Source organism: Candidatus Erwinia dacicola, from assembly GCF_001756855.1.
Lineage (GTDB): Bacteria > Pseudomonadota > Gammaproteobacteria > Enterobacterales > Enterobacteriaceae > Erwinia > Erwinia dacicola.
Genome location: NZ_MAYS01000130.1, coordinates 1 through 1,556 on the forward strand (window position 1 = coordinate 1; position 1,556 = coordinate 1,556).

Annotated in this window: 1 protein-coding gene and 1 pseudogene; one reads left to right on the forward strand and one right to left on the reverse strand. The window is 46.4% G+C overall.

Annotated features, from left to right (window positions below):
* Nucleotides 1-494: pseudogene (locus BBW68_RS15685) on the reverse strand (IS1 family transposase); the annotation flags it as partial.
* Nucleotides 495-965: 471 nt separating this feature from the next.
* Here BBW68_RS15685 and mepS point away from each other — a divergent pair.
* A complete protein-coding gene (gene mepS, locus BBW68_RS04010) occupies nt 966-1,538 on the forward strand; it encodes a bifunctional murein DD-endopeptidase/murein LD-carboxypeptidase (protein ID WP_070134102.1) in 573 nt (190 codons plus the stop codon).
* Nucleotides 1,539-1,556 lie beyond the last annotated feature (18 nt).

Consider the following 1,556-nt stretch of genomic DNA (forward strand, 5'->3'; position numbering starts at 1 on the left):
CGTCATCCATACCACTACATCAAAGGGCGACAGCAGGCTCAGAAGACGCTCCAGCGTGGCCATAGTGCGTTCACCGAAGACGTGTGCCACGACCATCCTCCGTATCCTGTCATACGCGTAAAATAGCCAGCGCTGGCGTGATTTAGCACCGACGTAGCCCCACTGTTCGTCCATTTCAGCGCAGACAATGACGTCCCAGCCCGGTTGTATGCGCGAGGTTACTGACTGCGGCCTGAGTTTTTTAAGTGCCGTAAAATCGTGTTGAGGCCAACGCCCATAATGCGGGCGGTTGCCCGGTATCCGACGCCATTCATGGCCATATCAATGATTTTCTAGTGTGTACCAGGCTGAGAGGCGGTGTAAGTAAACTGTAACTGCCATGTTTTACGGCAGTGAGAGCAGAGATAGCGCTGATGTCCGGCAATACTTTTACCGTTACGCACCACGCCTTCAGTAGCTGAATAGGAGGGACAACTGATGGAAATGGAAGCCACTGGAGCATCTCAAAAGCACTATCATACACTAAATCAGTAAGTTGGCAGTATTACCGAATTTGTCAGGCTCTGCACCACAGCAAATCCTCTAATTTCCCCATCCGTCCAGCCCGATAATTCTGATTATAATTTAACAATGAGCGCTTTGTTGCAAAATTGCACTTAGGTGCATAGGGTCGCGCTGCGAATTGGTGATAATGTAACCAATTCGTTGCGTAATGATCTAATATCACAAAAACCATAAAAAAACTGCTTAAAACCCCTCGCCATGCGGCTTGTAATTGGTTAACCTCACTTTCAATCAGCCAATTTGGCTAAAATATTTCAGTAAGTTATATTTTAAATGTGTGCTAAATCACATATTTTAACGTTTTCAGAATTGTCTTATCTCACTGTACTAATTAATCTCGTTTCGCTCCGTCACGTTTCTAACGACTTGGTCGTTAAGGACTTCAAGGGATCACAAACATAATGGTTAAGTCTCAACCTATTCTGAGATATGTTTTGCAGGCGCTCCCCTCTGTTGCGTTAGCGGCGCTGTTGTCAGCATGTAGTTTGAACAGCGGACACAATGTACAAACTGATACTCATGCAGTTAAAAGCCAGAACGTTTTTTTATTTCAAGCGTCTCAGAATGAATTCGAACAGATGGTTCAGAATCTGGATATCAAATCCCGTCTGATGGACCAGTATGCGGACTGGAAAGGTGTGCGTTACCGCTTAGGCGGCACCAGCAAACGCGGCATTGATTGCTCCGCCTTTGTACAGAACACGTTCCGTGAGCAGTTTGGCTTAGATCTGCCCCGCTCGACCTACGAGCAGGAATATATCGGTAAAAGTATTCAGCGCACGAAACTGCGCCCGGGTGATTTAGTTCTGTTCCATGCAGGCTCTACGAGTCGTCATGTCGGTATTTATATCGGTAATGATAACTTTGTTCATGTCTCCACCAGCAGCGGTGTGATGATTTCTAACCTGAATGACTTATACTGGAAAAATCGCTACCGCGATGCACGTCGCGTACTGAGCCATACGCAAAGCTAACGGCACTGTTGCAAAGAT

Bases quoted from the DNA above. Each gene is read 5' to 3' on its own strand.
- mepS (WP_070134102.1), top strand. From the start codon at position 966: ATGGTTAAGTCTCAACCTATTCTGAGATATGTTTTGCAGGCGCTCCCC.